Origin of the sequence: Anoxynatronum buryatiense (genome assembly GCF_900182905.1) — a bacterium.
GTDB classification, from domain to species: domain Bacteria; phylum Bacillota; class Clostridia; order Peptostreptococcales; family Tindalliaceae; genus Anoxynatronum; species Anoxynatronum buryatiense.
The window spans coordinates 317,168-341,272 of record NZ_FXUF01000001.1 but is presented as its reverse complement, the minus strand read 5'-3'; the positions used below and the strand labels follow the sequence as shown (position 1 = coordinate 341,272).

Below are 24,105 nucleotides of genomic sequence, written 5' to 3'. Positions count from 1 at the left end.
GCGGTGACCATGAAGTTCATTGAAGAGCACCAGGTATCGATGACTGAAAGCTTATGCCCGGTATGTCTGAGAAAGTTGGAGGCGCATATTGTTCGCAATGATCATCTGGTGAGCATGGTCAAGACTTGTACAGAGCATGGCGATTTCCGAACCATATTGTGGCGAGGAAAACCGGATTATGAGCAGTGGCAGCAGGAAACGGTGAATGATCCGCCGCTGTATGCTCCTAAAGTTCATGGCAAAGGGTGCCCTTACGATTGCGGTATTTGCGGGAAGCATCAACAGCAGGCTTGCTGTGTACTGGTGGAAGTGACTTCCCGGTGTGATCAGCAATGCACCGTCTGTTACGCAGACGTTGCCAAAGCACAATCAACAGACCCTTCCATTGAACGAATTGGAGCCATCTTTCGTCATTTGGTTCACATCAGTGAAGACCGGCCCTTTAACATACAGCTTTCTGGTGGTGAACCCACCCTTCGGGATGACCTTCCCCAAATTGTTAAAAGCGGCAAGCAGGAAGGGCTGCCCTACATTCAGCTCAATACCAATGGCCAGCGGCTGGCAGAAGATGAAGCCTATGTGGAAGCATTGAAGGAAGCGGGTCTTTCAGCAGTTTTTTTACAGTTTGACGGTGTGAGTGATGATGTGTATGAAAATCTGCGGGGCCATATGCGACTGGATATGAAGAAGAAAGCCATTGAAAACTGCCGAAAGTACGAACTGGGAACGGTACTGGTGCCCACCCTTGTACCTGGAATAAATACTCACCAGATAGGTGAAATCATTGAGTTTGCTCTTCAGTACCTGCCAACTGTTCGGGGAGTCCATTTTCAGCCTGTCAGCTACTTTGGAAAGTATCCCCATATGCCTTCAGATACGCAACGCATCACATTACCGGAAGTAATCCGGCAAATTGAGATTCAAACTGACGGAAAAATTCAGATGAAAGATCTGAAACCTCTTAAAACAGGATGTTCCCTCTGCTCCTTCAAAGGAAGCTTCGTGGTGGATGAGGGAGGTGCCGTTCGTTCCCTGTCATCACAGGGCGGATGTGGTTGTCAACAGGAAAAGCAAACATCAGAGATTGTCAATGCAAGAGACTTTGTGAAGAAAAAGTGGGAAATGGCTTCCAGTCACATGGAAAAAGAGGGACAGAACCCTAAGTCTGATCTTTATGATTTCACCGAGTGGGATGCTTATCTGAATCGCATTCGAAATGCAGGCTTCAGTATTACCTGCATGGCTTTTCAAGATGTGTGGAACCTTGATCTGAGCCGGCTCAAAAAATGCAGTGTGGCTATTTTTGATGCCGACAGTAACGAACTGATTCCATTCTGCGCCTATAATATCACCAGCTCTTCAGGGAATGCGCTTCATAGGAGGTCATCTCATTGATTGAAAAAACACCGCTGGAGAACTGGATCAGGGAAAAAATAACCGGCGAGCCGACAGTCTTCAATCGACAAATCCTTGAGAGGTACCAACTGAATCGAATCAGGTACACGGTGGCATATGCCAAAAGAAATAGCCGTTATTATCAGCAGAAGCTGAGTCACATAGAGCCAGAAGATATAAAAACGCTGGATGACATCAGGCTTATGCCATGGACAACAGAAGAAGACCTGAGGTCTGAAGGGCACCGGATGATTTGCGTCACGCAAGATGACATCAGCCGTATAGTGACCCTCCAGACTTCAGGAACCACAGGCCAGCCCAAAAGGATTTGTTTTACTCAGGATGACCAGGAACTGACCACTGATTTTTTTCACATAGGGATGTCCACCTTTACCAATCCAGGGGATCAGGTGCTGGTATTGCTGCCTGGTGCCAGCCCTGGAAGCATTGGTGACCTGTTAAAAAAAGCCCTGAGCCGCATGAACGCGGAGACATTGGTGTATGGTGTAGTGGATGATACAGCTCAGGTGGAAAACCTGTTGGTTAACAGGCGCATTAATGTCATTGTGGGAATACCACAACAACTCTTGGCGCTTGCAAAAGGAGAACATGCAGCTTTCATACGACAAAAGGGCACTTTGCATAGTGCGCTACTGAGTACGGACTATGTTTCCAGTGGCGTCAAGCGAACCATTGAAGAAAACTGGGGCTGCCGGGTTTTTCAACATTATGGGATGACAGAAATGGGGCTTGGCGGTGGCGTGGAATGCCACGGTTTTCAGGGATACCATTTAAGGGAAGCGGATCTATTTGTCGAGATCATGGACCCCCTTACAGGGGTTTCTCTTGGAGATGGTGAATGGGGCGAAGTGGTCTTCACCACACTGACACGCCGGGGAATGCCTTTGATTCGTTATCGAACAGGTGATCTGAGTCGTCTTCTAACCACACCCTGCACATGTGGAACAATATTGAAAACATTGGATAAAATTCAATGCCGTTTGAGATCTTCCGTTAAACTTTCAAATGGAAGTAAGCTGACCATGTCAGATTTGGAAGAAGTCATTTTTGGAATTGATCACGTCACCGATTTTGATGCTCGCATCCACACCACCGATGAAGGCGAAAGACTGGTCATTGGGGTGGGAGGCAAGACAGCAGGAGCGGACATGTATCAACAGTTATATCGGGCATTTGACGAGTCGCATCTGGCACCTTCCTTGGAGTCAGCAAATCTTGCCATCAGCTTTGAAAGACAAAAGCCAGCAGAGTTGGATGGAAAAGCGATTTATAAAAGACGCATCATTGATCTGCGGAGGCAGCCCATGAGGTCCGGCTTTTAGATTAAAGACTCAGGTAAATGAATGCTGTGGAGCAGTATCGATAAAATGTGTAAAGGTGGATGCATATGAAGCGAATACCGGTCCAAGAAGCGGTTGGAATGGTCATGTGCCATGATATGACACAAATTCTCCCGGGACAAAAAAAGGGTCCATTGTTTAAGCGGGGGCATGTGGTTGCTCAGGAAGATATTTCCCAATTACTGGATCTTGGTAAAAAGCATCTTTATGTGTGGGACTTGAATGCCGGATTTGTTCATGAAGATGAAGCGGCGCAGCGAATGGCAAAGGCAATGGCTGGTCAGGGAATTACCTTGACCACCCCCAGTGAAGGAAAGGTACAGATGATGGCATCAACAGACGGTTTGATAAAAATCAATCTTCAGGGACTTGAAGCCATTAACTGTATTGAGGATGTCATGGTTGCCAGCATTCATGAAAATCAGTCGGTGAAAGAAGGCGATCCCCTTGCTGGCACAAGAATCATTCCGCTGGTGATCAAAGAACGAGAGTTGGCTATGCTTGAAAAAGTATGTGAATCTTACAGGCCCATTTTCGAAGTAAAACCCTTCAGAAAATTAAACATCGGCATTGTGACAACGGGAAGTGAAGTTTTTGAAGGACGCATTAAAGATGGTTTTGGACCTGTTCTACGCCAGAAAATCAGTGCTTCGGGAAGCTGCGTGCTGGATCAGGTATTTGTGTCTGACTCAATCCAAATGATTGTTGAGGCAATTCACCGGTTTCGGGATCAAGGAGCAGATTTGATACTGGTCACGGGGGGAATGTCGGTGGATCCTGATGACGTGACCCCGGAAGGGATCCGACAAGCAGGTGCCCACATCGTCACTTATGGAGCGCCAGTTCTGCCGGGTGCCATGTTTTTACTGGCTTATCTGAATCAGATACCTGTGTTGGGCTTGCCCGGATGCGTCATGTACAACAGAACCAGCGTCTTTGATCTGGTGTATCCCAGGATTCAGGCAGGAGAAATACTGGGAAGAAAAGATATTATTCGCTGGGCCCATGGTGGTTTTTGCCTGGGTTGCGAGACCTGCCGGTGGCCAAATTGCTCTTTTGGAAAATGATCATGGGTCTGGAAATTCAACCAGGCTGCCAGAATTGATGGAAATGAAGGCGACGAGGTGATGGATTTGGGTAAATATGCTGCCATTATTGCTGCTGCAGGGTACGCTTCACGGATGGGTTTCTTAAAACCCCTGTTGCCGGTGTCTCCAAATGAACTGGTGATTGAAAGAGTCATCCGGGTTTTTCAGCGGGCAGGGATCCACGACATTCGAGTGATATTGGGCCATCAGGCACACTTATTAAAGCCACTGGTGGAAAAAATGGAAGCAATGGCAGTGGTCAATGAGGTATACTCTCGGGGAATGTACACTTCTGTTCAGGTTGGCGTCGACACATTGAAGACTGAAATTGACGCCTTTTTCTTTCTGCCTGCTGACATGCCTTTTGTTTCAAGTGAAGTGATCACAGAAATACTAAACACCTTTGAAACAAAATCATGTGATGTGGTTTATCCGGTTTACAAGGATCAAAAAGGGCATCCACCCCTAATATCCACAGCATTGCAGCCATTAATTCTGAAAAGAGAAGCGGCTGGGGGGTTGCAGGCTCTGTTGAGAGCACATGCAAGAACAGAGCAGGTTGTTGCTGTACATGATAAAGGGGTTTTAATGGATATAGACACTGAGGCAGCCTATCGAAGTGCTGTCAGAAACAATCTGGCTGACTTTCCAACAGCGGTTGAATGCCATGGAATGTGGCTGGAGCATGGAACAGAGGCTCACATTGTTTCCCACATGCAGCAGGTGGAACGGGTGGCCAGAGCCTTGGGAGAACATTTGAACAGCCAGGGTTATCATTTGCATCTGGGCTTGATCAGTGCTGCCTGCTTATTGCACGATCTTGTCCGGGGCAACAAGAATCACGCTGTTAAGGGAGCCTCATTGATTGCAGATAAAGGGTATCCTGAAGTAGCTCATATTGTCGCCGTCCACATGGATTTGCCGATTGAATTCAAAAATCAAATCAGTGAAACGACCCTGGTTTATCTGGCAGACAAACTGGTGGCAGATGCACAGCTAACAGATCTGAGCAATCGGATGGAGAAGATTCTGGTGCAGTTCCAAGGCAATGATCAGGCACAGAAATCAGCAGAAAAGCGTTTGACCGACGCAATGGACCTGCAAAAGATGGTGGAAGCTGCCTTGAAATGCCCTTTGATGCCATTCCTGCATTCCGAGCTGGTGCAGGGTGTTCAACCATGAAAGAGCGAATGGTGTTTTTAATCAGACATGCTGAACCTGCAACTGACCATCAGGAAAGCACTTATCTGGGATGGGAGAATCCATCTCTAAGCAGTCAGGGCGAACAACAAGCGAAAGCCGCTGCCCTGGCACTAAAATATCGGTCCCTGCAGGCGATTTATGCCAGTGACCTCATAAGAGCTGTTGAAACAGCAGCTGTTATTGCCAGTTTCCACCATAAACCGGTTGTTCAGATGGCCAGTCTTCGGGAGATCAATCTGGGAAACTGGGGTGGCAAAAGGTTATCAGAGATCAAAAAAACGGATCCTGAAGCATATACACGCCGGGGACGAGAAATAGATACTTTTAGGCCACCAAAGGGTGAGAGCTTTGCTGATTTAGCCAAACGGGTACTGCCCGCCTTCTATGGTATATTGGAAGATACATGTGAAAACATAGCCATTGTTGCCCATGCCGGCGTTAATCGAGTAATTCTGAGCCATTTGCTGGGAATGGAACTGAAGTCATTGTTTGAGATTCAACAGTGCTACACTCAGATCAGTCTGATCAAGCAATTGGGGGCTGTCATGCAGGTGGAAGCTCTGAACCTACTGCCGGCAAATGAAGCTGGAAAGGAGGGATGTCAACTTGAGAGAAGCTTATGAAAAACTGTTTCAAGCGCTTAATGAAGGCAGTGAAGCTGCAATGCTGACAGTGGTGAACAACCTTGATCAACAGGCATCGAAGGTGACAAAAAAATGTTATGTGAACAAAGAGCATGACAAGGACGAGGATCCTTTTAATGCATTGATTCAGCGGGCGTATGAACAGAGAATGGTGGAAGTCGTTGATCAGGTCCATCAGACGATCATCATTGAACCGTATTTCCCCGTACCTCAACTGGTGATTCTTGGTGGTGGACATATTGCAAAACCATTGACCACAATGGCTGCACAAGCAGGCTTTCAAGTCACGGTGGTGGATGATCGTCTTTCTTTTGCCAATCAAAAGAGATTCCCTGAGGCGCAGCAGGTAATCTGCGAAAGCTTTTCCACCTGCTTTCAGCGGCTGGATATAACTTCAGTCACTTACGTGGTCATTGTCACCAGAGGGCACCGCCATGACCTGGAATGCCTTCGGGCAGTCATTGACAAAGGACAAGCCTATGTGGGCATGATCGGATCAAAGCGCCGCGTAAAGGGAATACTGGAGGAACTGGAAAGAGAAGGTTACTCCAAAGAATTGCTTGAGAAGGTGCATACCCCCATTGGTTTGGATATTGGAGCCGTAACACCGGAAGAAATTGCACTATCCATTGCGGCTGAACTGGTGAGCTGCCGCAGGTTAATCGTGGAAGGGAGGGAAAAGAAGGCCATTGCCCGCAATCAGACAGAGTATGATCCCCAGGTGGTTAAAACACTCTCACTGAATCAGGGGGAGAAAAAAGCGGTGGTGACGGTGATCGCTACAAAGGGATCTGTCCCAAGAAAGGCTGGCGCAAAAATGATTGTATTTCCTGACGGCAGCATTGCTGGCAGCATTGGCGGTGGCTGTAGTGAGAGTCAAGTGATTCAATGGGCAATAGACAGCATGGACAGCCATCAAGTGACCATAAGAACGTTGGATTTAACCGGAGAAATGGCTGAAGACATGGGAATGGTTTGTGGAGGCATTATGAGTGTTCTCATTGAACCGTTCGTCACAGAGTCATCAAGAAACTAAATGAATAACAACTCCGATCTTTTAAACCTTCCTTTAAAGAGTGGTTTAAAAGGCGATGGGTATCGCCGGAAACAGCGATGCCTCCCAGTGTGGAAAGGAGGGGTAGAGAGCAAGGCTTTTTTGTAATGGAAACAGCCTGGCTTTAGGTATCCAGATAGCAGATCTGGAAACGAAGACTCCTCGGATGATTGGGGAGTTTTTTTTATTGATTCAGGAGTGATAGTTGGAGAGCATAATCTGAAAGGAAGGTGTATCAATGTCACAGCCAGTTTTACAGACATCAAAAAATCAAGCGGAGGTCGCCAGTTTGCCACAGGAGCATTATGAAACGTTGGAAACATATATCAATAGTCTGAAAGACAAAAAAGGTTCTTTGATTCATGTGCTGCACAAAGCACAGGAACTGTTCGGCTACCTGCCACCGGAAGTACAGCTCTTCATAGCCAGAAAGCTTGATATTCCAGGAGCTAAAGTGTTTGGAGTGGTGAGCTTCTATTCCTATTTCACAACAAAGCCAGTTGGAAAACATAAAATCAGCGTATGCATGGGAACGGCCTGTTTCGTGAGGGGAGCAGAAAAAATAGTCGACGCATTTAAAAATGAACTGGGTGTTCAAAATGGTGAAACAACACCAGATGGCCTATTCACTCTTAAAGACGTTCGATGCATTGGTGCATGTGGGTTGGCACCAGTCGTATTTCTTGATGATCAGGTGTTTGGGCATGTAACGGTGGATGGTGTTAAAGAAATACTAAAAAAATACAGAAAGGGGAATGAAAATGCCTATTAAATCATTGGAAGAACTGATCAAGATCAGAGAAAATGCACAAAAAAAAGTGAATTTGCGGGAAGGCACTGATCATACAGAGGCAATCACTGAGCTGATGGTGGGTATGGCAACTTGTGGCATTGCTGCTGGTGCCCGTGAAACGTTGCGGGCATTGTTGGACGAAATTGAAGCACAGTCTCTGGAAAACATCAGGGTGGTGCAGGTGGGGTGTCTGGGCTACTGTCACTCTGAACCAATTGTTCAGGTTAACAGACCAGGTGAAGAGCCCATCCTATATGGCAAGGTGGATGCTGAACGGGCAAAGGAAATTATTCAGAAGCATATTATGAAAAATGAATTTATAGATAATGCAATTTTGATGAACACATTCAACAAAGCATAATTAGTCGATGAGGAGGGTTAAGATGGAGCGGGTAAGAAGTCACGTCATGGTCTGTGGAGGAACGGGATGCGTTTCTTGCGGATCTGAAGAAATCATCGAAGCGTTGAACATTGAGCTGCAAAAAGCGCATTATGATCAGGAAATTAGTGTTGTCAGAACAGGTTGCTTTGGGTTTTGTGGTCAGGGTCCTATTGTTAAAATACATCCAGATAATGTGTTTTATGTAAAAGTCAGCAAGGAGGACGCTTCTGAAATTGTTCAGGAACACATCGTCAAGGGGCGTGTGGTCTCCCGATTGCTGTTCGTAGACCCTGAAGATCATCAAAAACTGGACAAACATGATCAGATGGCCTTCTATAAGAAGCAGTACCGTATTGCGTTGAGAAACTGTGGCTTGATTAATCCGGACGATATCAATGAATATATTGCCTTCAGAGGCTACGAAGCATTGGCAAGAGTGCTCATGGACTTGTCGCCTCTTGAGGTGGCAGGGATCATCAAGGAAGCAGGGCTCCGGGGACGCGGCGGTGGTGGCTTTCCAACTGGACTTAAATGGGAGTTGACACTGAAGTCGCCCGGTGATGAAAAGTATATGATTTGCAACGCCGACGAAGGTGACCCGGGGGCCTTTATGGATCGATCCATTTTAGAGGGTGATCCTCACTCGGTTATTGAAGCCATGACCATCGGAGGGTATGCCACTGGTGCGAACACGGGCATTGTGTATATTCGAGCAGAGTACCCCCTTGCCATTAAACGGCTGCAAAGTGCCATAGAGCAGGCGAGAGAAATGGGATTCCTTGGAAAAGACATCTTCAGCTCAGGATTTGATTTTGATATCCAAGTCAAGCTGGGAGCCGGCGCCTTTGTTTGTGGTGAAGAAACGGCCCTTATTCATTCTGTGGAAGGTGCCAGGGGAGAACCTACAAAAAAACCACCGTTCCCATCAGAATCTGGCTACCTGGGAAAACCCACCACTGTGAATAATGTGGAAACTTTTGCTAACGTCCCTTCCATTATCCTTAATGGAGCGGAGTGGTTCAAAGGTATTGGAACAGAAACATCCAAAGGAACAAAAGTTTTTGCTCTCGCCGGTAACGTCAACAATGTGGGGCTGGTAGAAGTACCCATGGGAACAACCCTGCGAGAAATCATCTTTGATATCGGTGGCGGAATTGTTGATAATAAAGGGTTTAAAGCGGTACAAACTGGTGGACCTTCCGGAGGTGTGATCACTCAAGCAGATCTGGATACGCCCATTGATTACGAGTCATTAAAAGGCATTGGTTCCATGATGGGATCCGGAGGAATGATTGTCATGGATGATGCCACCTGTATGGTCAATATTGCCAAATTCTACCTTGAGTTCACACAGGATGAATCGTGTGGAAAATGTACCCCCTGTCGCGTGGGAACAAAAAGGATGTTTGAAATCCTTGAAAAAATCACCAAGGGAAAAGGAACGGAAGATGATTTGATTCATCTGGAAGAGTTGGCTGCCATGATTAAAGATGCAGCGCTTTGTGGGCTGGGTCAGACAGCCCCTAATCCAGTGCTCTCCACGCTTCATTACTTCAGAAATGAGTATGAAGATCATGTACTGCATAAACATTGCACTGCGGGTGAGTGCAAGGCTTTGGTCAAATATAGCATCGACCCTGAAAAGTGCATCGGCTGCACAGCTTGTGTAAGAGCCTGTCCAGTCAATTGCATCGAAGGTGCTGTTAAAAAGGTGCACGTGATCAGATCGGCAGATTGCATTTCGTGTGGTGCTTGCTTGCGCGCATGTAAATTTGATGCAGTTATTAAACCTTAGGAAGAGGTGGATCAAGTGGATATGATTAATGTAACCATCAACGGCTGTCACATTCAAGTGCCGAAAGAAACGACGATATTGGAAGCTGCTGAGAAGTGTGGCGCACACATTCCGACACTATGTCACATGAACCTTGGTGAGTTGGGTATTGTCAACCAGTCTTCATCCTGTCGGGTGTGCATGGTTGAAGTGGCAGGACGCCCGGCGCTGGTACCTTCCTGTTCAGAAAAGGTGACAGAAGGAATGGTCATCACGACAGATTCTCTGAGATCTATCACGGCGCGTCGCATGTCGGTGGAGTTGCTTTTATCGAATCACCCCAAGGAATGTCTAACCTGTGCCAAAAATCTGGAGTGCGAACTGCAGAGTCTGGCCCAGGAGTTGGGGATAAGAGAAATAAAATGGGAAGGTGAACGATTGGACTACCCGAAAGATCAGTCCAGCTACTCGCTGGTAAAAGATCCCAACAAATGTGTGATGTGTCGTCGTTGTGAAACCATGTGCAACGATGTGCAAACCTGTGGCATCTTATCAGCGGTAAATCGGGGTTTTGGAGCTTTTGTGGGGCCTGCTTTCAACATGGACATGGCTGACACATCCTGCACATTTTGTGGTCAATGCGTTGCCGTTTGCCCAACTGCAGCCCTAACAGAAGTGAACAACACCCATTTAGTATGGAGAGAGCTTAACAACAAAAATCGCCATGTTGTAGTTCAGGTGGCACCGGCCATTCGCGTCGCAATTGGTGAAATGTTTCATATGGCGCCGGGAGAAATAACGACGGGAAAAATTGCAGCAGCACTAAGGAGACTAGGATTTGATGGGGTTTTTGATACCGACTTTGCGGCAGATTTAACGATCATGGAAGAAGCATCTGAACTGGTTCATCGCATTCAGCATCAGGGTACGCTGCCAATGCTTACCAGCTGTTGTCCGGCCTGGGTCAAGTTTTTTGAACATCAGTTTCCAGACATGCTGGATATTCCATCGACCTGTAAATCTCCTCAGGTAATGTTTGGAGCCATCGCCAAAACTTACTATGCAGAGAAAAAACAAATTAATCCTCACGACATCACGGTTGTTTCCATTATGCCCTGCTTGGCAAAAAAAGCGGAGGCAAAAAGGCCTGAGTTTACAAAAGAGGAAGATTCCAATGTGGATATCGTCATTACGACAAGAGAATTTGCCCAAATGATGAAAGAAGCGGGAATAGATTTTGCCAATCTTGAGGATCAACCTTTTGATTCGATGATGGGTGAAAGCACAGGTGCTTCAGTTATTTTTGGAACAACAGGCGGAGTCATCGAGGCAGCAGCCAGAACGGCTTATGAATGGATCACAGGTGATACACTTGAAAATGTTGAATTCAAAGCATTGAGAGGGCTTGAAGGAATTCGGGAGGCAACGATTACCATTGGTGACATGGATCTAAGGATTGGAATTGCTCATGAGTTGGGAAATGCTCGAAAGTTGTTGGAAGATATCAGGGATGGCAAGTCCAGTTTTCATGCCATTGAGATCATGGCATGTCCAGGAGGGTGCATTGGCGGAGGAGGCCAGCCATATCACCATGGTAACATGGAAATTATTAAAAAACGCCAGGAGGCAATTTATCGGGAGGATCAGGGAAAGGCAAAGCGAAAATCCCATGAGAATGAAGAAGTGCTTCGACTTTATGAGGAGTATTTAGGGAAACCTTATGGCGAAAAAGCACATGACTTGCTGCACACCCACTATATTGCCAGAGAAAAAATTTAATTAAAGGGCTGTGATGCTTATGGGATATATCATAGATGGTTTGACTTTCATTAACAACAATCCATTTTAATCAGTTGGATTAGAAAACAAATACCTTGACAATAATATCACAACAGATTATAATGATTAAGACAACTTAATAACTCCGAGTCTTTTTCTCTACCGGTACGCTCATCTCGTACCCATGAGAAACTGGCCTGTAGGGTATTAGTGGAAACGCTGGCACCTCCCATTGTGGAAAGGAGATGAACCGAACGTCAGGATGATTTTCTTGTCGTGTTCAAGGTGCCTTCTCTTAGGCACCTTTTTTTCTTTCTGCCGGCGAAAACTCGGAACTGGACCCAGTGACCTTCCTTAGCCGTGGAGTCGCACACACTTCTTCGGCTCAGGTTCCTTGCCGGTCCTGCAACAACGCAAAGAATGTCTCCCCAAGATCATTTCTTGAATTGTCAAGCAGGATCGGCTTTTTTTAGTTAGGTTTTGAAGGAGTGGTGTTGACTTGATACTGAGCAATCATTTCTGGCAAAAACATGATGAGGCGGTTTTTGAGAGAATCAAAACATTTAAAAGCAAAAAAAATGAGGTGTGGCTGATAAAGGCCAGGAAAAGTGATGGGACGCCTCAACAATATGTCTTGAAGGCCTATCAAGATCATAAACGCCTTGTGAAGGAAATGGAAATGATAACGGCACTGCATCGGCAGGGACTTGAAGTGCCTGCTGTTTATGAGCAGCAAGGCAGCTATTTGCTGATGGAATACATCGACGGAATTACTCTCTGTGAGGCATTTGAAAAACAGGAATGCAAATGGACAGAGGGTGATCATCTGCCAGAGTCTACAATGGAAATAATAGGATTGTTGACTGGCTGGCTGGAAAGGTTCTATCAGATAACGAAGGAGCTTGAGGGTAAGAGAATGATCATGGCTGATGTCAATCTGCGAAATTTTTTATGGACTGACACCGTTTTCGGGGTTGATTTTGAAGATTGCAGAGAAGGTAGATATGAAGAAGATGCAGGAAAAATATGCGCTTATGTCTACACCTATAGCCCAATGGCGACTCCTTTTAAAAAGCAGCTGGTAAATGCATTTGCGGATACATTTGTGAAGGAGCTGCTTCTTGAAGGAAGTTTGATCTACCACTACATGGATCGGGAACTGAAGATGATGGAAAGAAGAAGAAAAATGGCTATTCCCCATTTCAAATAAAACAGCTCTTCTTGAGAGTGTTTTTATGCTGGTAATGCGATAAAACGAAACCCTGGCTGAAGAACAGCTAGGGTTTCGTTTTATCGCATTACTCTTTCCCAAACATGACCGAAGTGGCTTTGATAATGGCTACCAACTCATCGCCCACCTGAATGTTCATTGATTCCGCTGACCCTTTGGTGATTAGTCCGGTGACGATCATGCCTTCAGCAATTTCAAGTTGCACTTCGGAACTGGTGACGCCATGCACCACTTTGACCACTTTTCCTTTAAGCTGATTTCTTCCGGTTATTTGCATTTTTACTCACCCCCTTTCAGCGTTCCATTTTTTTCTAACGATGATCCAAACCCAGACAATAAACAGTGACCAGGTAATACCCAGGAACAGCGACAAGATACCCGTCAAAAGAGTTGCTGCCAGATCAGGTGTTTTTCGGGCGGTTTGAAAAAGCGCCAAACCTGAGTAAAAAAGCAGTGCTCCTAAGGCTCCAAAGGGGATCACCATCTCCAGATGGGGTGATGCAAACAACAGTGCAATCACTATCAAAACAAATCCTGATATGATATTGGATCCACCTGTACGGGCACCAAATCTGTACTGAGCCGCTAAACCGCCTGCCCCATGACACATGGGGAAGCCTCCAAAAGGGACTGAAAACAAACACATGGCACTCATACTATAAAGAAGCTGCTTTTCCTGAACTTGGCGGTCCAATAAATCGCTGATGAGTAATGAAGTGGCTAAAACGGCATTTCCAAGAGTGAGAGGAATCTGCGGCAAAGACGCTTTCGTGAACCCGCTGATAAAAGAAGGAAAGTCAGGCAATGTTAAAGCTGGGAGGCGCATGAGTGTAACCGGAGGTGGTCCAAAACGAAAAAGGCCGACAATAATTCCCAGTAGAAAAACCATCAGAGCTGAAACATCCAGATGCCTTGAAAATCGATAGTAGAAAATGATGCCCATTGCCAAGGCACCGAGAATGAAATCATACCTCATCATCACCATGGCCTGCCTCATCAGGGTCAGAGCGAGCGCCAGTTGAATACCGCGGATTAAAGCGATGGGAATACTTCTTTTGATGAAGTCCATGGCGCCGGTGAGAGCGATGAGCAGCAGCACCAGTCCCATACCGATTCCTGCACCTGCAATTTCGGCAGCGGACAATCTTTCTGTAAGGGCAATCACACCAATGGCTTTCATAGGTTCAACAGGCATTGGTAATTTGTAATGGATTCCGGTGAAGAGATAAGCAATACCGAAGAACAGCAACATGACAGCCAAATTCATATCAGTTGCAACGGAAACGCCAATAACAATGGGGAGTAGTGTTCCAAAATCTCCCAGTGCGCCTGCAGCTTCTTCCATATTGAAACGAAAATCTTTTTCCATAAGCGTTATCACCTTCGATGCATAAAGATGGTAGTTCGATTAAACGGGTGGTAGTCTTGCCGTTGAGGTTGATTACCAAAGACGACGTTTTAGGATTGATCTTTGAAGCAAATGATATTCCTGTAAATATCCAAACAAAGAGGCTCTTAATCATTAATTTCCTGGTGAACCACCGTTGATTCAAAGAGAAACGATGCGATTAGAATAAATTGAGGGTATTAATTTTAAGATCAAAATGCATAAAAAAAATAACGACTAGATTAAATGAGAAAGCACGGCACATTTGCAAAAGGTTCAAGCCTTCACCATGAAGCTTGTTTAAACCACATTCTTGACAGAACATAGGGCATACTCTATACTTAACCTCAGGGAATCGTTTTCCTCAAAATGCAAAGATAAACATAACGAAGATGTTGTAACATCAGCAAACAATGGAATCGCCTCCGAGCTTAAGTCCCTAATGGCAGTTGCCTATGGGATCAAGCCGATAGGGTAATGTTGGAAACGGCGTTGCCTCCCAGTGGAAAGGAGATGTGTGGCTGAAGTGCAATCACCAGGCACCCCTTTGGGTGTTTTTTATTTCGATGTTCTTCAGCTGCAGTAACGGACTTAACCAGAAAGGGTGTGATCTCCCAACGATTAAACCAAGGAACTTGATTTTCAGTTAATGATCACTTAAAAAGTGAATACAGGCCAGAAATGATTCGCCTACAAAAGGAGATGAGAAAATGACATTGACGAGACGCAGCTTGTTCATCATGTTGCTCATTTTGATGGTTGCTTTAACAACAGCCTGTGGAGGAACTCAGGAACCAGCTCCACCGGAAGAACCGGCACCAGCTGAAACGCAGCCATCCGCTGAAGAAGCGACAGAGACTTCTGAAACGGATGGTGATTATCCTGAACTAACGAACACAGAGATGATTTTATCCACCACCACCAGTACTGAAAACAGCGGTTTGCTGGATTTTATTCTGCCGGATTTTGAATCAACCTATGAAATTGATGTGAAAGTGGTAGCTGTTGGTTCAGGTGCAGCACTACAGATGGGAGCTGATGGTGAGGCTGATGTACTGCTGGCTCATGCCAAGGCCCGGGAAGAAGAGCTGGTGGCAGATGGCCATGGCCTGGAGCGATTTGATGTGATGTATAATGATTTTATCATTGTCGGCCCTCCTGACGACCCCGCTGGTTTAATGGATGCAGCCGCTGGTGATGTGCTGGCTGGCTTAACACTGATCAGTGAGAAGGAAGGTACCTTTGTTTCCAGAGGTGACGATTCTGGCACACATATCATGGAAGTGAATTTATGGAAGGAAATTGGTTTAGAGGAGCCTGATGCCAGTTGGTATATTTCTGCCGGTCAGGGCATGGGAGACGTGATCCAAATGGCCAATGAGCTGGAAGGCTACACGCTGACTGACAGAGCCACCTATCTCTCCATGCTGGGAAGTATCGATCTGGTGATAGCTGTGGAAGGTGACCCAAAACTATTCAATCAATATGGCGTTATTGCAGTGAATCCTGACAAGGGAGATCATATTAACTATGCCGCTGCAGCCCGATTTGTCGATTGGATTTTGTCTTCTGAGACACAGGAACTCATCTCCCAGTTTGGTGTGGAAGAGTTCGGAGCGCCTCTCTTTTTTCCCAATGCCCAATAAGTGAGGAACAGCGCTTAACCGATTTTAAAACACCCGATTCCGGCCTCGACAGCTGGATCGGGTGTTAATCATCTAAAAAACAATCGTGAATCAGTCAGGAAATGCTTTGGCGCGTGCGCTGCATGCTGGCATGAAACAGATAACGTCCGGTAACTCCGCCTACCACAAGCAGTCCACCGAAAATGGTCCACATGCCTGGGGCCTCGCCCACAATGAGCAGAACCCAAAGGGGATTGAATAATGGTTCGATGACTGGGATTAAGGCACTCTCCATGGCACTGATATGCTTCACTGCAGTTGCGTAGAACACGTAAGCCAGCCCCAGCTGCAGCGTGCCCAACAGCAGCAGACCCAGCCAACTCATGGCGGAGGGCATTGATTGAAACATAAAAGGTAGCGTCACAATACCCGCCAGAAGATTACCCAGCAGAACAGACTCCATGGGGCGGGCATTTTTTTGCTTTCTCAGCAGAAGCACCATAACTGCAAAACTGATGCCGGTGAACATACCTAAAAGATTACCCCAGAAACTGGTAAAGCTTACATCATCCAGGAAAAAGAGCACCATGCCCACCATAACCAGTAAAATGGCAGCCCAATCAATGCGGGTTACTTTTTCCTTAAGAACAAAATAACTGAAAAGGCCGATATAAATGGGTGAAGTAAATTGAAGCAGGGCAGCATTCGCTGCTGTTGTGAGACGTGTAGAGGTGACAAAGAAGATCATGACGCAGGCATAGGCAACGGCAGCACCTACCTGAACTTTTGACCAGGTAAAGACAGGCTTTTTCAAGAAAAAGAAAATAACCACAGCTGCTATGAAGCTGCGCATGCCGGCAATGGCCAGAGGGTTCCAGTCCACCAGTTTGATCAAAACCCCTCCCAGGCTCCACAGAAAAGCGGCAGCCATCATTTGGTAACGTGCTTTTGTATCATTTGTCATATCAGCACCCCTTGCTAATCTCCTTTGACCATCAATACACGATAATCCTTTTAACAGCATAAATCAAAGCCCTGGAGATGACAACCGTTTGAAGTGATTATTTCAATTGAAAAATAGTTGATGATTTTTCTTTTGTGAAAACAGGTAGTTTGAAAGGCTGTTGAAATCTAATGCCTGTTCGTTGACATTATTTCTTAAGAAGTGTACATTTGGGATAACACCCGCCGCGCCCTGAAATGCGCACTAAGGCGGGTTGTTTTTCGAACAAGCAGAAAGATCATTATGTATGACATTTTGAGATGATGTTAAAGGAGTTTGGAAGCAATGAAAACGACAGAAACAGCAGGCGGATCAGCGGTGCAGTCCATTGACCGGACCTTTCATATTATAGAAGTGCTTGCAGAGAAGCCGGATGGACTGGGATTGACGGAACTGGGTAAACGGGTGGGGCTTCATAAAAGCACCGTGCATCGACTGTTATTGGCGCTGATCCACCATGGATATGTGGAGCAGGATTCCGGCTCTTCTGTTTACCGGTTGTCTCTCAAAATGTATGAGATAGGCAGCAAAATCATTGATGATCTCGCTTTGAACGAGGTTGCCAGACCACTATTATCTGCCCTGAAGGAATCTGTGAATGAAGTGGTGCATCTGGTGATTCGCGATGACATTGAAATTATGTATATTGACAAGGTGGAAGCTGACAATAAGATCCGTATGCACTCCCGCATTGGGGCGCGTTCTCCCCTATACTGTACTTCTGCGGGAAAAGCCATGATGGCCTTTTTGCCGGAACAGGAGATTGTCTCCATTTGGGAACGTAGCCATATCCAAAAACTCACCATATATACCATCACCGACTTGGAAAAAATGAGAGAAGAATTGAATCAAGTCAAAAATCGGGGTTATGCCATTGATAACGAAGAAAATGAGCTGGGAATTCGCTGTGTGGGGGCACCCATCTTTAATTATCGTGACGAAGTGATCGGGGCCATCAGTATTTCGGGGCCAACCCTTCGGGTAACGCCTGAAAGAGTAGCTGCTTTTGGTGAAGCAGTAATGGCAACAGGCCGCTTGATCTCCCAAAAGATAGGGCACCGTGTTAAATAGTCAATGTTACCCATAAAAGGGTATGACCAAATGAGATGAAAGCTTTAGAAAATTTGTGATAGATGAACTCAACTGCACTTTCAGTGCAGTTTTTTCATGCCTGAAACCTGTAAAGCATCTAAATAACGGGAAAACGTTGATCCACTATCAGAAAAGTGCCATATTTTGAAATGATGACTATAATGAAGAAATATGGAGAAATCAAAAGAATAATGTACCTAATAATCTGTAACCGTCAATGAAGCACTTGAAATTCTGGAAAAACATCGCTATGATTAGTCTATAAAACGAAACGATGGTTCACAATACGAAACTGGGGAGTGGATTAAATATGGTGACTTTGGAGCACGTAGGCATCTGCAGTCTGGATACACGAAAACTGAAAGACTGGTACGTCAATCTTTTCTCTTTCCGGATTGTTTACGATAATCAAAAGGAGATGCCCACCTACTTTTTGGCAATGGAAGACAACAGCATGCTAGAAATTTATCCTGCTGAAACTGATGCCAAAACTACCGACAACAAGTATCGAGGGATTCGACATCTGGCTTTTGGTACAGATCAGATTGAAGAAGCGTATCAAAAACTACTGGATCACCAGGTTGAAATCATTGAGCCGCTGAAAGCAAATGATAAAGGCGTTAAAACCGTCTTCTTCAGAGACCTGGAAGGAAACATTATTCATTTCATTCAACGTCCGAAGAGCTTGGTGTAACTGCATGACAATCGGAAGTTTAAAAGGCTGATTCAAAGAGTGTTGACGAAATGAAGATAGTGCGTTAAAATGTTGTTAACCGGTACACAAACCCGGTACACAGATGGAAAGCAGGAAAATGTATGTCATGGGCGAAGAAAAAAGTGACCATCAAAATGGTTGCAGACCAGGCGAACGTCTCAAAAACAACCATCTCCCGCTATCTTAACGGAAAGTATGAGTTCATGTCGGAGGAAACCCGGGAGCGGATTGAGAAAGCTATCGAAGCATTAAACTACCACCCCAATCAAATAGCCAGAGGATTAAAGTCAAAAAAGAGTGGTACCATTGGAATGATCGTTGCTGATATCACAACACCATTTTCATCAATTCTGGTCAAAGGTGTCAATGATATTTGCCTTGGTGAAGGGTACCAACTAATGATTGCCAACAGCGACGAAGATCCCAGAAAAGAAGAGGAATATATTAGGTCGATGCTCACCAGGCAAATCGAAGGGCTGGTGATTAATTCAACTGGCTACAATGATGATTTGATTCAACAGCTTCGAAATGAAGGCATTTTTGTCACTTATGCAGAAAGAAGACCTTTAAATGGTCAGATAGACACAGTCACCATCGATAACGAGCATATTATCAAATATGTACTTGATAAACTCTATGGCTCTGGATTTGAAGAAGTTGCATTTTTCAGCCAGACTATCAATAAGAATGCCACCCGTCAGATTCGTAAAGAGATTTTTCAACGAATGACCTGTGAACGTGGCGGTGATGCTGAGGCTCTTTTCTTTCAGATAGACCAGGAAGCATTTTCTTATGACAAAGCGATTATGGGTTATCTCCAAGAGAATCCCCAACGGTCAAAAGCAGTGATAACAGGTAATGGCGTTGCTATGCTTGATTTTTTAAGGGCTTGCCGACGTCAAAATATTGAAATACCTGACCAGGTTGGTTTGTGTGGTTTTGACGACTGGGGATGGACAGAGTTAGTTGGTGCCGGTATTTCGGCGATTGCACAGCCTACTTACGAAATTGGTGCCAGAGCTGCGGAAATACTTATTGGACGTATTCATTCAGGCATTGATTATAAGGATCCCATTGAGATCGAACTGAAAGCTCAGTTTGTTGAAAGGGGTTCGACGCAGATCATTCTTAAGTGACGATAGGGGCATTTCGAAAAAATGCCTTGACGTTTGTTTAGTGAACCGGTAAACGAAACTGATACATAAAAGTTGCGTGAATACCATTCGAATATGAAAAAGGATGGCGATAGTGAGAGGAGTGGCGAATTTGCTGAAAGAGAAGCTGATTCTTAATGCACTGGCTTTTAAGGATGCTAACTCTGGAATCGTCGAGCAGCATCGACTGCTTGATTGGATTTTATCCAAAGGATACAGACGTCTGGAGATTAGACGTGAGTATATGAGAAATCCATCGCAGGAGATCGCCTTAATAGCAGAAAGTAACCAGAAAGCTCAACTGGAGTTGCATTATTCAGTAGCTGACAAGCTTTTTCAGGATACTTACATTGACCAGTCACTTATTCAGGACTACATGGCTGAAGCAAAGATGTTAAATGCCAAAAGTATCACTTTTTATTTAGGCGATTACCGGGCGCTGTCGGTCAAAGACAAAGTTTTTCTTCAAGGGTTATGCAACGGATCATTAGCTGTTTTAATCGAAAATGACCAATCGCTGTCAGGTGGAAAAGCTGACAAGATTGAAGAACTGTTAATGATTTGCCATGAGAATAATATTAAGCTGCAAATGACATTTGACATTGGCAACTGGATATGGACAGGAGAAGATGCAGAAAAAAATGCACTGAAGCTGAAGCCCTATGTTTCGAATATCCATGTGAAAGATGTGATGATCAAAGATGGTTGTTTTTCATCTACACAGTTAGACGGTGGGATTGTCGACTGGAAGTATTTCTTGAAATTTTTCAATGGAAAAAATTTCATTTTGGAGTATCCCTGTGGGATGGAACCTTTCGATTGCATTGAACATGCTTACCAGTTGATTAATGAAGCAATGATCGAAAGTCAGTGAAAAAGAATGAGTAATTAAATAATGATTGAAGCATATGAAATGGAGGAGGTAGACCAATGAACCTGAAAGTACGCTATTCACATCACCCTGAAGATGCAAAGCATTATACGACTGAAGAGTTGCGCAATCATTTCTTAATGGAAAACGTTTTTTTGCCAGACGACATTCAATTGATCTACAGTCATGTTGATCGCATTATTTTTGGAGGTGCCATGCCCGTCGAAGAAACGGTGGTGCTTGAAGCTGGAAAAGAACTGGGTGTCAGCTATTTTCTTGCACGCAGAGAGCTGGGAATAATCAATATAGGCGGACCAGGAACGGTGACACTTGATGGAACTGAATATCAGCTTGATGGACGAGACGGCCTATATGTGGGAATGGGTGTTAAAGAGATAAAGTTCAGCTCACAAAGGGCAAGCCAGCCAGCCAAATTTTATTTGAACTCATGTCCGGCCCATCATGCATATCCTATACAAAAAATTGGACAGAAAGACGCCAATCAAGTGAATCTTGGAGATCCGCTAACAATGAATAAGCGAACGATTTATCAATATATTCATCCGGCAGTATGTCCATCATGTCAATTGAGCATGGGAATGACTCTCCTTGAGCCAGGAAATTCATGGAACACGATGCCTGCACATACACATGAACGACGCATGGAAGTATACTTTTACTTCGATATGGACGAAGAAACCCGTGTGTTTCATTTGATGGGACAGCCTCATGAAACGCGGCACATTATTATTAAAAATGAGCAGGCGGTGGTTTCGCCCAGCTGGTCCATTCACTCAGGCGTTGGTACTCGTCATTATACCTTTATATGGGGTATGTGCGGCGAAAACCAGGAGTTTGATGACATGGATTTCATTGAAATGGAAAAAATGAAGTGAAGGATACTTCTGATGAATTAATGTGAGCACGTTGGTCAAAGAAGGTCGGGACGAATGAGAAAGGCATAAAAAGAATTCAGTAGGGAGTTGAGCATGTGAAGAAACAGATTGTCATCACAGACTGTGACCATGGCAGTATTGATATTGAAACGCAGGTATTGAATCAGGCTTCTTTGGATTTTGATTTTCACCAGTGCAAAACAGAGGAAGATCTGACCAGCCATTGCAAGGGAGCACGGGCGGCCATTAATCAGTACGCTCCCTACACCAGAAAAGTATTTGAATCTTTACCAGAGCTGGAGTTAGTGGTTCGTTACGGTGTTGGAGTAAACAACGTGGATCTTGATGCTGCAACAGATCATCATGTTCAAGTGTGTAATGTACCGGATTACGGTATGTACGAAGTGGCAGATCATGCATTAGCGTTTATGTTGGCTATGACTCGAAGAATTGTCAAAATGAATGATTCAGTCCATCGTAAAGAATGGGACTATCAGAAAAGCATTCCCATATTTCGGCATAGCCACCAGACTGTAGGAATTATTGGCTTTGGAAGGATTGGCAGTGTCTTTGCGCAGCGGGTTCATGCTTTGGGTTGCCGAATTCTTGCATATGATACCAAGTATCCCAGCCAGGCAAAGCGACCTGCAAGAATCCCCGATTACGTCGAACTCGTGGAATTGGAGACGCTTTTGGAGCAATCTGATGTTGTCTCCATTCATTGTCCCCTTGATAATGCCTATCATTTAATTGGTGAAACAGAACTGAAAAAGATGAAAGAAAGTGCATTCATTATTAATGTTTCGCGGGGTGGCATCATTGATGAAGAAGCCCTAAACATGGCCCTTACGAACAAATGGATTGCAGGAGCCGCGTTGGATGTTACTCAAGATGAACCTGTCAACACGGAGTCTCCCCTGTTTCAACACGATATGTTTCTCTGCACACCTCACATGGCGTGGTATTCGGAGCAAGCAGCGAAGGAACTGAAGCAGAAGGTGGCAGAAGAAGTTGTTCGTTTTATCAAAGGTGAAGCGGTGCATTATCCTGTGAATTCATTAAAAAAATAACATCAAACAAAGGAGGAAGAAGGATGAATCAAAAGAAAAGATGGCTGGTAGTGTTAATGGTTGGGTTGTTGGTAGCTGGGCTTTTGAGTGGGTGCGGTGGAGGTGCTGCGGCACCCGATGCACAGCCGGCAGGAGATGCACCGGCTGCGTCTGCGGGAGATGCGCCTGTGCAGGTGAAAACACTTCGAGTGGCCTTTAATCAGCCAGAATCACATCCCCAGTTTAAAGCGATGGTTTCTTTCGGTGAAAAACTGGCCGAAAGAACTGGTGGTGCTTATCAGGTGGAGGTTTCTCCTAATGAGTTGCTTGGGCCACAGCGTGAAACCATTGAATTAGTTCAAACAGGCACAATTGAAATGGCCATTGTTGCTGGAAGTCTTCTGGAAAACTTTAATCCCGATTATGTGGTATTTAACCTGCCATACATGTTCAGCAGCCGCGATCATCAAATGGCCGTTGTGAATGATCTGGATATCGTGGGGGACCTCTATCGTTCAACGGCCAATCAGGGAATGATTGCTGTGGGAGCTTTCCATGGGGGCGTTCGAAATGTCTACACCAGAAGTCATCCTATTCATACACCAGCCGACCTGGCAGGTCAGAAGATTCGCGTGATGGAAAGTGATACGAATATTCGCATGATGCAAATGATGGGTGGTACAGGCACACCAATGGGTCAGGGGGAAGTATACACGGCTATTCAATCAGGTGTTCTGGATGGTGGCGAGAACAATGAGCTCATCTTTGCCGGCTTAAAACATGCAGAAATTGCACCTTATTACTCTTACACGCAGCATTTAATGATGCCTGACATGCTGATTATCAACACAGATCTTTTTGATGGCATGCCTCAGGAACATCAGGATACTTTCATGGAAGAACTGAGAAAAGCAGTTGATCTCCAAGTTCGATTGTGGGATGAAGATGTGGCTGTAGCAATGGAAGAAGCCATCGAAGCGGGCGCAAGTTTTAATGATGTTGACATTAGTGTTTTTCAGGAAAATGTGAAGCCTTTGGTAGAAGAAAAAATCACCACTGAGACAGCGAGAGAAATATATGAAAAAGTGCAGGCAGCTGCACGCTAAATCGGAGTGGTTATCATGCATGCCTTGAAAAGAATAGTTGACAGCGTGGTTGAAAAATTTTGCATCTTCCTTTATTCGGGATTGGTGGCTTTAGTCACATGGCAAGTATTCACCCGCTTTGTGTTAAATGATCCCAGTGTTGTTTCGGAAGAACTGGCAAAAGTATGCTTTGTGTGGTTGGTGCTGTTTGGTGCGGCATATGTTTTTGGCGAAAGAGGACATATGGCCATCGAGTTCATCCGCAACAAATTCCCAGTTAAGCTGAAGCTGTCACTCAGTATTTTCATAGAACTGGTGATTTTTAGCTTCTCCATGGCAATTCTGGTAATTGGAGGCTATAAAGTTACCATGATGACGATGGGACAGTCATCTGCAGCCCTTCGAGTACCTGTAGGCTACATATATGCAGCGTTGCCTTTGAGTGGAAGTCTAATTGTATTTTACACACTTAACAATATCGTGAAACTGTTTCAAAAGAGAGTCGCTATTGAATAACGAATAGT

The 24,105-nt window shown here is 45.1% G+C and carries 23 protein-coding genes and 3 riboswitches; of the genes, 20 read left to right on the top strand and 3 right to left on the bottom strand.

Annotated elements, in window-relative coordinates:
- Positions 1–9: 9 nt before the first annotated feature.
- From trsS to QOL74_RS01495, 11 genes are all read left to right on the top strand, one after another.
- Positions 10–1,395 (top strand): radical SAM (seleno)protein TrsS, encoded by a 1,386-nt coding sequence (gene trsS, locus QOL74_RS01545; RefSeq protein ID WP_283407664.1) that lies wholly within the window; start codon positions 10–12, stop codon positions 1,393–1,395.
- Positions 1,392–2,738, top strand: coding sequence for a DVU_1553 family AMP-dependent CoA ligase (locus QOL74_RS01540; protein WP_283407663.1), 1,347 nt, complete (start codon positions 1,392–1,394; stop codon positions 2,736–2,738). The genes trsS and QOL74_RS01540 overlap by 4 nt, the downstream gene beginning before the upstream one ends.
- A 65-nt stretch (positions 2,739–2,803) precedes the next feature.
- Entirely contained in the window at positions 2,804–3,823 is a 1,020-nt protein-coding gene (locus QOL74_RS01535) for a molybdopterin-binding protein (RefSeq protein WP_283407662.1), read from the top strand.
- A 60-nt stretch (positions 3,824–3,883) separates the two neighbouring features.
- Positions 3,884–5,026: a DVU_1551 family NTP transferase gene (locus QOL74_RS01530; RefSeq protein ID WP_283407661.1), complete on the top strand. Its 1,143-nt coding sequence runs from the start codon at positions 3,884–3,886 to the stop codon at positions 5,024–5,026.
- Positions 5,023–5,670, top strand: a complete 648-nt coding sequence (locus QOL74_RS01525; RefSeq protein WP_283407660.1) for a histidine phosphatase family protein — start codon at positions 5,023–5,025, stop codon at positions 5,668–5,670. Before QOL74_RS01530 ends, QOL74_RS01525 begins: the two co-directional genes overlap by 4 nt.
- A complete protein-coding gene (locus tag QOL74_RS01520; RefSeq protein ID WP_283407659.1) occupies positions 5,654–6,727 on the top strand; it encodes an XdhC family protein in 1,074 nt (357 codons plus the stop codon). Before QOL74_RS01525 ends, QOL74_RS01520 begins: the two co-directional genes overlap by 17 nt.
- Positions 6,727–6,843, top strand: a riboswitch (molybdenum cofactor riboswitch). Its footprint overlaps the gene before it by 1 nt.
- Positions 6,844–6,983: 140 nt before the next feature.
- Positions 6,984–7,517: an NADH-quinone oxidoreductase subunit NuoE gene (nuoE, locus tag QOL74_RS01515; RefSeq protein WP_283407658.1), complete on the top strand. Its 534-nt coding sequence runs from the start codon at positions 6,984–6,986 to the stop codon at positions 7,515–7,517.
- Complete coding sequence (locus QOL74_RS01510; protein ID WP_283407657.1) at positions 7,507–7,899, top strand: (2Fe-2S) ferredoxin domain-containing protein; 393 nt, start codon at positions 7,507–7,509, stop codon at positions 7,897–7,899. The genes nuoE and QOL74_RS01510 overlap by 11 nt, the downstream gene beginning before the upstream one ends.
- Positions 7,900–7,906: 7 nt before the next feature.
- A complete protein-coding gene (locus QOL74_RS01505) occupies positions 7,907–9,715 on the top strand; it encodes an NADH-quinone oxidoreductase subunit NuoF (protein ID WP_283407656.1) in 1,809 nt (602 codons plus the stop codon).
- A gap of 21 nt (positions 9,716–9,736) precedes the next feature.
- Positions 9,737–11,473, top strand: a complete 1,737-nt coding sequence (locus tag QOL74_RS01500; RefSeq protein WP_283407913.1) for an NADH-dependent [FeFe] hydrogenase, group A6 — start codon at positions 9,737–9,739, stop codon at positions 11,471–11,473.
- 131 nt (positions 11,474–11,604) lie between these two features.
- A riboswitch (molybdenum cofactor riboswitch) is annotated at positions 11,605–11,734 on the top strand.
- Between the two features lie 322 nt (positions 11,735–12,056).
- Positions 12,057–12,683 (top strand): BUD32 family EKC/KEOPS complex subunit, encoded by a 627-nt coding sequence (locus QOL74_RS01495; RefSeq protein WP_283407912.1) that lies wholly within the window; start codon positions 12,057–12,059, stop codon positions 12,681–12,683.
- A gap of 88 nt (positions 12,684–12,771) precedes the next feature.
- Here QOL74_RS01495 and QOL74_RS01490 read toward each other — a convergent pair whose 3' ends face one another.
- Complete coding sequence (locus QOL74_RS01490; protein ID WP_283407655.1) at positions 12,772–12,981, bottom strand: TOBE domain-containing protein; 210 nt, start codon at positions 12,979–12,981, stop codon at positions 12,772–12,774.
- Between the two features lie 6 nt (positions 12,982–12,987).
- Positions 12,988–14,073, bottom strand: coding sequence for a putative sulfate/molybdate transporter (locus QOL74_RS01485; RefSeq protein WP_283407654.1), 1,086 nt, complete (start codon positions 14,071–14,073; stop codon positions 12,988–12,990).
- A 429-nt stretch (positions 14,074–14,502) separates the two neighbouring features.
- A riboswitch (molybdenum cofactor riboswitch) is annotated at positions 14,503–14,620 on the top strand.
- Between the two features lie 181 nt (positions 14,621–14,801).
- Here QOL74_RS01485 and QOL74_RS01480 point away from each other — a divergent pair.
- The gene (locus QOL74_RS01480) at positions 14,802–15,737 is read left to right on the top strand and encodes an ABC transporter substrate-binding protein (RefSeq protein ID WP_283407653.1); all 936 of its coding nucleotides are present in this window, start codon (positions 14,802–14,804) and stop codon (positions 15,735–15,737) included.
- 94 nt (positions 15,738–15,831) lie between these two features.
- On the opposite strand, the gene QOL74_RS01475 is transcribed toward QOL74_RS01480, so the two are convergent.
- The gene (locus QOL74_RS01475; protein ID WP_283407652.1) at positions 15,832–16,680 is read right to left on the bottom strand and encodes a DMT family transporter; all 849 of its coding nucleotides are present in this window, start codon (positions 16,678–16,680) and stop codon (positions 15,832–15,834) included.
- 324 nt (positions 16,681–17,004) lie between these two features.
- Here QOL74_RS01475 and QOL74_RS01470 point away from each other — a divergent pair, with 324 nt between their 5' ends.
- The 8 genes from QOL74_RS01470 (at position 17,005) to QOL74_RS01435 (ending at position 24,097) form a co-directional block, all read left to right on the top strand.
- Positions 17,005–17,790 (top strand): IclR family transcriptional regulator, encoded by a 786-nt coding sequence (locus QOL74_RS01470; RefSeq protein ID WP_283407651.1) that lies wholly within the window; start codon positions 17,005–17,007, stop codon positions 17,788–17,790.
- Positions 17,791–18,121: 331 nt separating this feature from the next.
- On the top strand, positions 18,122–18,505 hold the full coding sequence (locus QOL74_RS01465; protein WP_283407650.1) for a VOC family protein: 384 nt from the start codon (positions 18,122–18,124) through the stop codon (positions 18,503–18,505).
- A gap of 122 nt (positions 18,506–18,627) precedes the next feature.
- Positions 18,628–19,662 carry a LacI family DNA-binding transcriptional regulator gene (locus tag QOL74_RS01460; protein WP_283407649.1) on the top strand — a complete coding sequence of 345 codons (1,035 nt, stop codon included), beginning with the start codon at positions 18,628–18,630 and terminating at the stop codon, positions 19,660–19,662.
- 112 nt (positions 19,663–19,774) lie between these two features.
- Complete coding sequence (locus tag QOL74_RS01455; RefSeq protein WP_283407648.1) at positions 19,775–20,554, top strand: sugar phosphate isomerase/epimerase family protein; 780 nt, start codon at positions 19,775–19,777, stop codon at positions 20,552–20,554.
- Between the two features lie 62 nt (positions 20,555–20,616).
- The gene (gene kduI, locus QOL74_RS01450; RefSeq protein WP_283407911.1) at positions 20,617–21,447 is read left to right on the top strand and encodes a 5-dehydro-4-deoxy-D-glucuronate isomerase; all 831 of its coding nucleotides are present in this window, start codon (positions 20,617–20,619) and stop codon (positions 21,445–21,447) included.
- A gap of 95 nt (positions 21,448–21,542) precedes the next feature.
- A complete protein-coding gene (locus tag QOL74_RS01445) occupies positions 21,543–22,517 on the top strand; it encodes a C-terminal binding protein (RefSeq protein ID WP_283407647.1) in 975 nt (324 codons plus the stop codon).
- Positions 22,518–22,540: 23 nt separating this feature from the next.
- Positions 22,541–23,602, top strand: a complete 1,062-nt coding sequence (locus QOL74_RS01440) for a TRAP transporter substrate-binding protein (RefSeq protein ID WP_283407646.1) — start codon at positions 22,541–22,543, stop codon at positions 23,600–23,602.
- Positions 23,603–23,617: 15 nt separating this feature from the next.
- Positions 23,618–24,097, top strand: coding sequence for a TRAP transporter small permease (locus QOL74_RS01435; RefSeq protein ID WP_283407645.1), 480 nt, complete (start codon positions 23,618–23,620; stop codon positions 24,095–24,097).
- The last annotated feature ends 8 nt before the right edge of the window (positions 24,098–24,105 follow it).

Excerpts from the sequence above, each read along its gene's own strand:
- trsS (WP_283407664.1), top strand. The coding sequence starts at position 10 with ATGAAGTTCATTGAAGAGCACCAGGTATCGATGACTGAAAGCTTATGC.
- QOL74_RS01535 (WP_283407662.1), top strand. The coding sequence starts at position 2,804 with ATGAAGCGAATACCGGTCCAAGAAGCGGTTGGAATGGTCATGTGCCAT.
- QOL74_RS01530 (WP_283407661.1), top strand. The coding sequence starts at position 3,884 with ATGGATTTGGGTAAATATGCTGCCATTATTGCTGCTGCAGGGTACGCT.
- QOL74_RS01525 (WP_283407660.1), top strand. The coding sequence starts at position 5,023 with ATGAAAGAGCGAATGGTGTTTTTAATCAGACATGCTGAACCTGCAACT.
- nuoE (WP_283407658.1), top strand. The coding sequence starts at position 6,984 with ATGTCACAGCCAGTTTTACAGACATCAAAAAATCAAGCGGAGGTCGCC.
- QOL74_RS01510 (WP_283407657.1), top strand. The coding sequence starts at position 7,507 with ATGCCTATTAAATCATTGGAAGAACTGATCAAGATCAGAGAAAATGCA.
- QOL74_RS01505 (WP_283407656.1), top strand. The coding sequence starts at position 7,907 with ATGAGGAGGGTTAAGATGGAGCGGGTAAGAAGTCACGTCATGGTCTGT.
- QOL74_RS01500 (WP_283407913.1), top strand. The coding sequence starts at position 9,737 with ATGATTAATGTAACCATCAACGGCTGTCACATTCAAGTGCCGAAAGAA.
- QOL74_RS01490 (WP_283407655.1), bottom strand. The coding sequence starts at position 12,981 with ATGCAAATAACCGGAAGAAATCAGCTTAAAGGAAAAGTGGTCAAAGTG.
- QOL74_RS01485 (WP_283407654.1), bottom strand. The coding sequence starts at position 14,073 with ATGGAAAAAGATTTTCGTTTCAATATGGAAGAAGCTGCAGGCGCACTG.
- QOL74_RS01480 (WP_283407653.1), top strand. The coding sequence starts at position 14,802 with ATGACATTGACGAGACGCAGCTTGTTCATCATGTTGCTCATTTTGATG.
- QOL74_RS01475 (WP_283407652.1), bottom strand. The coding sequence starts at position 16,680 with ATGACAAATGATACAAAAGCACGTTACCAAATGATGGCTGCCGCTTTT.
- QOL74_RS01470 (WP_283407651.1), top strand. The coding sequence starts at position 17,005 with ATGAAAACGACAGAAACAGCAGGCGGATCAGCGGTGCAGTCCATTGAC.
- QOL74_RS01465 (WP_283407650.1), top strand. The coding sequence starts at position 18,122 with ATGGTGACTTTGGAGCACGTAGGCATCTGCAGTCTGGATACACGAAAA.
- QOL74_RS01460 (WP_283407649.1), top strand. The coding sequence starts at position 18,628 with ATGTCATGGGCGAAGAAAAAAGTGACCATCAAAATGGTTGCAGACCAG.
- QOL74_RS01440 (WP_283407646.1), top strand. The coding sequence starts at position 22,541 with ATGAATCAAAAGAAAAGATGGCTGGTAGTGTTAATGGTTGGGTTGTTG.
- QOL74_RS01435 (WP_283407645.1), top strand. The coding sequence starts at position 23,618 with ATGCATGCCTTGAAAAGAATAGTTGACAGCGTGGTTGAAAAATTTTGC.